This is a genomic window from Microbacterium sp. (assembly GCF_047971895.1).
In the GTDB taxonomy this organism is placed as follows: domain Bacteria; phylum Actinomycetota; class Actinomycetes; order Actinomycetales; family Microbacteriaceae; genus Microbacterium.
The window spans coordinates 24,054-30,419 of sequence record NZ_JBKEAF010000062.1 but is presented as its reverse complement, the minus strand read 5'-3'; the positions used below and the strand labels follow the sequence as shown (position 1 = coordinate 30,419).

Sequence of the window (6,366 nt, the reverse complement as noted above, 5' to 3'; positions counted from 1 at the left end):
TGCTGAGCAGTGCGACGACAACGAGCACCTTCTTGTGCTCGAACAGGAATGTCAGCAGCTGCGTCAGGCTCGCGCGGGGTCCGTCGTCCTTGGCGAGTCGGCGGCGGCGAGGTGCAGTCGTGGTGGCAATGACATCCATCTTCGCCGTTCCTGAACCCCTGCGGCGACGAGCTCGTCGAGCCGCGAGCGGCGTTTGCCGCCGTTCACCGAGCCCGTGAAGCAGACCTTCGCGACATCCGGGTTCTGGATCAGCCCGGCCATGTTCGCGCCGGCCCCGCTGATCACGTTGAGTCCGCCGGCGGGCAGCTTCTCGGCGACGCGCTGCTCGACCCGGGTCAGCGCCGGGGGAGTGGTCGGCGGCACCTTCACGATCACGGTGTTCCGGCCAGCAGTGCGTGCGGCAGCGAGGCGCCGAGGATCGCGATGGGCCAGTTGAACGGCACGATGATCGTCACCGTGCCCGGCGGCTGGTACGAGACGTCGGTCGACACCGGGATGTTCCCCGGCACCACCGGCAGCGTATGCGACGAGTCGACCTCGTCGGCGAGCATGAGGGCGAGGTTCCAGCGGATCTCGAAGACCAGCGCGTCACCCACGCCTACGACCCCCGGCTTGCCCGGGTCGGCGACCGCGAGCGTCTCGTCGGTGAACCGCTCCGCACCCCCGCGAATGAAAAGACAAGATTGTCGCTGATATCGGCGACAATCGGGCGGAGCGAGTAGGCTCGAGGCAGACAGCGAGGCCGGGAGGACAGCATGACGGATGCCGCGCTCGCCGAGAGCGACAGCGCAGGTGCGCCGGCGCGCATCGATCTGACCCAGCAGTTGCGTGACGCGATTCTGGGCGCCGACTTCGCTCCGCATCAGCGCCTCATCGAAGCTGACCTCAGCGAGCGTTACGGCGCCTCACGCGCGTCGGTACGGACCGCGCTGCTGAACCTCGCCAGCGAGGGACTCGTCGAACGCCTGCCCAACCGCGGAGCGCGGGTGCGCGCGATCAGCGTCGACGAGGCCGTCGAGATCGTCGAAGTGCGCATCGGGCTCGAGTCGCTGTGCGCACGCAAGGCCGCCGAGAACCTCACCGCCGACGATGCGGCCGAGCTGCGCCACCTGCGCGAGGCGATCACGGATGCCGTCGGCTCGGGCGATCTCGTCGAGTACTCGCGGCTCAATCAGGAGCTCGACCAGCGGGTGCGCGAGATGAGCCGCCACACGACCGCGACCCGGCTGCTCGAGCGGCTGCGTGCCCAGTCCGCGCGGCACCAGTTCCGCCTCGCCTTCCACCCGGGCCGGGCCGGGACGTCGGCACAGGAGCACATTGCCATCATCGACACGGTGCTCGCGAAAGACCCCGACGCGGCAGAGGATGCCACACGCGCACACCTGGCGAGCATCATCGCCCTGTTGCGCAGTATGGACTGACGTTCGCCGAACCCGTCCGGAACGACGAGGGGATGCCGCGGCGAGCCGTGGCATCCCCTCGTCCCTCTGCCGGCTCAGCCCACGGCGTCGATCGTGTCGTAGCCCGTTCCGTTGAACTTCTGCACTACGACTTCGGACACGGCGGGGATGCCGTCGTGCGTCGTATCGATGGCGGCACCGGGCAGCATGAACGGCGCGTCGAAGCTCGACACGTTCTCGAGCGCCTCCATGAAGTTCTCACGCGTCGGCTCGGTCATGGTGGTGAACGCCTGATCGAGGGTGGCTGCGGCGATCCAGCTCCACACGCAGTGCGGGAAGCCGGGCACGCCGTCCTGGTTGGTGTACTCGCCGAGCGCAGCCATGAAGGCCTTGCCATCGTCGCTGTCCTGGAACGCGGGGCTTGCCGCGTTCTGCGAGAACGCGACCGTGTAGATGCCCGGGAACGCCGCGCCGCCGCCCGGCTCGAGGATCGCGCTCGGGCTCGACGTGTTCGACGGCAGGAACCAGCTCGGCATCCAGCCCAGCTGCTGCGACTTCTGCAGCGCCGAGATCACGAGCGGTGTGACCGACATGGCGTTGAAGAAGATGTCGGCACCCGTGCCGGCGAGTTCGGTGAGCTGCGCATCGACACTCGTGTCGGTGGCCTCGTAGGTCAGCTCGCCGACGATCTCGATGTCGGGGCTGTCCTTGATGGCCTCCTTCAGTCCCTCGACGTAGCCGTCGCCGTAGTCGTCGTTCTGCGACAGGATGGCGAGCTTGTGCGGCTCGCCCGAGGCGACGAGCGCCTCGCCGAAGGCCTGACCCTCCTGCGGGTAGGTGGCCACGAGTCCGAGCTGCCACGGGCTCTCCTGCCGGTTGCTGAACAGCGGGTCACCGGTCATGACGAGCACCTGCGGGAACTTCTCGTCGATGGCGGCCTCGCGCCACGCCCGGTTGGTCGGCGTGCCCAGGCCGATGCCGCCGGCGAAGACGCCCTCCGCCACCATCTGCTGAAAGTTCGACAGCGCCTTCTGCGGGTCGTACTGGTCGTCGTACGTCTTGATCTCGATCGTGCGGGTCTTGCCGTCGCCGAACTCGATCCCACCCTCGGCGTTCTTGGCGCCGAAGTACGCGAGCGCACCGTCGGCGGTGCAGTTGCCGGGACCGGCGGTCGCGCCGGTCAGCGGTGTGCTGATGCCGAAGGTGAGCGTCGTGTCGGTGATACCCGGGCTGGCCGTGGCCGCACCGTCGTCACCCCCGCCGCTGTCGCCCCCGCCGCCGCGCGCGCACCCGCTGAGGATGAGTGCGACGGCGGATGCCATGGCAACGATGCCGACGGCTCCCTTCAGGTTCTTGCGCATGTTCATGCCTGACCTTGCCTCTCTGTTTCGGGTCCCTCCGCCGTCTTGTCAGGCGGTGGAGTGGTGTGTGGGTTCTTGTCGCGCCGGCGCAGCAGCCGGCGGATCACACGGGGGAACGAGACGAGTCCGCCGGGCAGCAGGAACAGCACCGCGACCAGGATCACGCCCTGGCTGATGGCCGTGATGGTGGGGTCGATCGCGTTGGTCACCTGCGGGACGAGCACGTAGTAGATGCCGCCGATGATCGAGCCGACGATGCTGGCCGCGCCGCCGACGACCATGGCCGCCAGCAGGCTGATCGAGTGGTGGAACGCCATCGTCTCGGGCGATGTGTACTGCACGGCGACCATGTAGAGGAAGCCGCTGGCGCCACCGAACAGCGAGGCCAGTGTAAACGCCAGGACCTTGTACCGGTAGGGCGAGATGCCCATCGATCGGGCGACGTTCTCGTTCTCCTTCACGATGCGCATCGCGCGGCCGTATTTGCCGCGGACGAGGTTGTACGCGGCGGCGAAGGCGACCACCGCGATGCCGATGACCACGTAGTACTGCCACTGGTCGTCGTAGAGCCCGGTCCATTCCGGCGCCGACGAGAAGCGCGCCGAGGTGCCCTGCGACCCGCCGGTGAGGTCCGACAGGCGCTTGGCGAGCGGCACGCCGATGATCGGCAGCGCGATGGTGACCATGGCGATCGCCAGGCCGCCCAGGCGTGCGGCGGCCAGGGCGATGATCAGGCCGAGGATCGCGGGGATGACGCACGCGGCGACGAACACGATGACGATGTTCCAGTCGTGGGTGACCCCGTACGCGGTGACGTAGGCGCCCACGCCGAGGAAGAAGATCTGCCCGAGCATGACCTGCCCGGTGTAGCCCATGATGATGTTCAGCCCCAGCACGGCCACGGCGTAGACGCCGACGCGGGTGAGGGTCTGGTTGGCGAACGCGGGCAGAATCAACGGCAGCACGGCCAGTACGACCAGTAGCACGAGCAGGCCGACCCAGCGCACCCACGGGGTGCGGACGAAAGCGGTGAGAGCACTCATCAGACGCGTACCACGACCTTCCTGCCGAACAGTCCCTGCGGTCGCAGGAGCAGCACGATGAAGAGGATGATGAACGGCACTGCGATCTTGAGGTCGTGGCCGATGAAGGGCACGTAGACGGCGGCGAGGTTCTCGAGCATCCCGATGCCCCATGCGGCCACCACGGCGCCGAGCGGGCTGTTCAGTCCGCCGATGATGACCGCGGCCAGCGCGTACACGAGCGCGGTGTCCATCATGGCGGGGGTGAGGGTGAGCTGCGGAGCGACGAGCGCACCGGCGACGGCGCCCAGGGCGGCGGCCAGCCCCCAGCCGGTCATGAGCAGGCGCCCCACCGGCAGGCCCGACAGCGCGGCAGAGGTCGGGTTGAACGAGACGGCGCGCAGGGCCAGGCCGAGCTTGGTGCCGATGAACAGCAGCTGCAGCACGACCATGATCGCAACGATCACGGCGATCGTGCCGATCGAGCGCACGCTGATGACGGCGCCGAACACGTCGATCGTGTCGAGCGGGAACAGCGATGGGAACTGCCGGTTGTTGTACCCCCACAGCCACCCGCAGATGCCGGTGAACAGGGTCAGCAGACCGATGGTGACGACGACCGCCGTGTCGGGGTCGCCGCCTTCGAAGCGGCGGATGAGCAGCCGTTCGACCACGGCGCCGATCACGAACGAGACGAGCAGCGTGCCGAGGATCGCCAGCAGAAGCGGCAGTCCCCAGCCGATCAGCACGTAGGCGATGTAGGCCGACAGCACGGCCATGGCGCCCTGCGAGAAGTTGATCAGGCCGGTCGATTGGTTCACGAGCACGATCGCCAGGGCGAGCGCGGCGTAGATCGAGCCGGTCGAGAGGCCGTCGATCACGAGCTGGATGAAGGTGTTCACGTCAACCTCCCAGGTAGGCTCGGCGGATCTCATCCATGCCCTTGAGCTCGGCGGATGATCCGGTCAGTACGTTGCGCCCGGTCTCGAGAACCGTGGCGGAGTCGACGATCGTGAAGGCGAGGTTCGCATTCTGCTCGACCACGAGCATCGCGATCCCGGCGTCCTCGCGCAGTCTGCCGATGGCCTCGTACACCGTCTTCGCGGTACTCGGGGCAAGGCCGAGGGATGCTTCGTCCAGCAGCAGCAGGCGGGGCTTGGCCATGACGGCGCGACCGATCGCGAGCATCTGCTGCTCACCGCCGGACAATGCCGATGCGGACGACGAGATGCGGTTGCGCAGCTGCGGGAACAGTTCGAGCAGATAGTCGATGTCGGATGCGATGCCCCTGCGGTCCTTGCGCAGGTAGGCGCCGACCCGCAGGTTCTCGCGCACGGTGAGCTGGCCGAGCGTGCCGCGGCCCTCCGGCACGTGTGCAATGCCGAGCGCCGCGACCTGCTCGGGGCGCAGTCCGCGGATATCGCGCCCGTCGAACACGATGCGCCCGGTGGTGCGCACCGAGCCGCTGATGGCGCGCAGTGTCGTCGTCTTGCCGGCTCCGTTCGCGCCGAGGATGCCGACGGCACCGCCTTCGGGTACCGACAGCGAGACGCCGTCGAGCACCTGCACGGAGCCGTACGACGCGGTGACGTCTTCGAGCTCAAGCAGCGTCATCGGCGGCCTCCTTCCCGATGTACGCCTCGATCACCCGCGGGTCGGACTGCGCTTCTGCGGGTGTGCCCTCCATGAGCTTGCGGCCGTGGTCGAGCACCACCACGTGCTCGGTGAGGGCCGAGATGAGGCCCATGTGGTGCTCGACGACGACGATGGTCACATCGAAGTCGTCGCGGATGCCGCGCACGAGCTCGATGAGGCGATCCACCTCGGCGTGGGGGAGCCCGGCAGCCGGCTCGTCGAGCAGCAGCAGCCGGGGCTGCAGCAGGAGCGCCCGGCACAGCTCGACGCCCTTGTGCAGGCCGTGCGACAACTCGTCGGGCGTGCGGTGCGCTGCCCAGCCGAGGTCGAGCCGGTCGAGCAGCTCCAGCGCGCGGGCGCGCTCGAGCTGCTCGGCCTTGCGGGTGAACGGCAGCCGCAGCGACCACTCGAGCGGGCCGCCGCGCAGGTGCGGCTGCGCGCCGAGCATGACGTTCTCGAGCACCGTCTCGTGCAGCTGCAGCGCCGCGTGCTGGAACGTGCGGGCGAGGCCGAGCCGCGACATCCGCCACGACGGCTTCGACAGCAGCTCGGTGTCGTCCAGCCGCACACTGCCCGACGAGGGGCGGTAGTGCCCGCTGATGCAGTTGAACAGCGAGGTCTTGCCTGCGCCGTTCGGGCCGACCAGCCCGAAGATCTGCCCCGGCTCCACCGTGAAGCCGACGTCTTCGAGCACGGTCACGCCGCCGAAGTGCAGGTTGACGCCCTGCACCGTCAGTTGAGCGCCCATGGATACCTTTCGCGTCGTTGCGTGCTTATTCAGATTGTCGAAGATTTTGGTGTGAAATTCTACGGAGAATACGAAATCGTGACCAAAGCCCCGACGATACGGGTGTCTCCCTGTCATGGTGAGGCATGAAGGGGAGGTACCGCCTCACTGGATTCCTATGAACAGAATTCTTGCCCGCGCCGTCGTAACGCCCGACCTAC

At 67.9% G+C, this 6,366-nt stretch carries 8 protein-coding genes; 1 reads left to right on the top strand and 7 read right to left on the bottom strand.

The annotated features are described in order from the left end of the window. Nucleotides 1-63: 63 nt before the first annotated feature. Both ACK5IN_RS05265 and ACK5IN_RS05260 read right to left on the bottom strand, forming a co-directional pair. Nucleotides 64-369, bottom strand: a complete 306-nt coding sequence (locus ACK5IN_RS05265) for an aldehyde dehydrogenase family protein (RefSeq protein WP_416895158.1) — start codon at nt 367-369, stop codon at nt 64-66. A 2-nt stretch (nt 370-371) separates the two neighbouring features. Further along, nucleotides 372-596 carry an aldehyde dehydrogenase family protein gene (locus tag ACK5IN_RS05260; RefSeq protein WP_416895157.1) on the bottom strand — a complete coding sequence of 75 codons (225 nt, stop codon included), beginning with the start codon at nt 594-596 and terminating at the stop codon, nt 372-374. A gap of 159 nt (nt 597-755) precedes the next feature. On the opposite strand from ACK5IN_RS05260, the gene ACK5IN_RS05255 reads away from it, so the two are divergent. Continuing rightward, on the top strand, nt 756-1,421 hold the full coding sequence (locus tag ACK5IN_RS05255; RefSeq protein ID WP_416895156.1) for a GntR family transcriptional regulator: 666 nt from the start codon (nt 756-758) through the stop codon (nt 1,419-1,421). Nucleotides 1,422-1,495: 74 nt separating this feature from the next. Here ACK5IN_RS05255 and ACK5IN_RS05250 read toward each other — a convergent pair whose 3' ends face one another. From ACK5IN_RS05250 to ACK5IN_RS05230, 5 genes are read right to left on the bottom strand one after another with little or no spacing between them, the layout of a single operon-like run. Beyond that, on the bottom strand, nt 1,496-2,767 hold the full coding sequence (locus ACK5IN_RS05250; protein WP_416895155.1) for an ABC transporter substrate-binding protein: 1,272 nt from the start codon (nt 2,765-2,767) through the stop codon (nt 1,496-1,498). Continuing rightward, the gene (locus ACK5IN_RS05245) at nt 2,764-3,804 is read right to left on the bottom strand and encodes a branched-chain amino acid ABC transporter permease (protein WP_416895154.1); all 1,041 of its coding nucleotides are present in this window, start codon (nt 3,802-3,804) and stop codon (nt 2,764-2,766) included. The genes ACK5IN_RS05250 and ACK5IN_RS05245 overlap by 4 nt, the downstream gene beginning before the upstream one ends. Then, nucleotides 3,804-4,685, bottom strand: coding sequence for a branched-chain amino acid ABC transporter permease (locus tag ACK5IN_RS05240; RefSeq protein ID WP_416895153.1), 882 nt, complete (start codon nt 4,683-4,685; stop codon nt 3,804-3,806). Before ACK5IN_RS05240 ends, ACK5IN_RS05245 begins: the two co-directional genes overlap by 1 nt. A gap of 1 nt (nt 4,686) precedes the next feature. Continuing rightward, nucleotides 4,687-5,397 (bottom strand): ABC transporter ATP-binding protein, encoded by a 711-nt coding sequence (locus ACK5IN_RS05235; protein ID WP_416895152.1) that lies wholly within the window; start codon nt 5,395-5,397, stop codon nt 4,687-4,689. After that, nucleotides 5,384-6,166: an ABC transporter ATP-binding protein gene (locus ACK5IN_RS05230; protein WP_416895151.1), complete on the bottom strand. Its 783-nt coding sequence runs from the start codon at nt 6,164-6,166 to the stop codon at nt 5,384-5,386. The genes ACK5IN_RS05235 and ACK5IN_RS05230 overlap by 14 nt, the downstream gene beginning before the upstream one ends. Between the last annotated feature and the right edge of the window lie 200 nt (nt 6,167-6,366).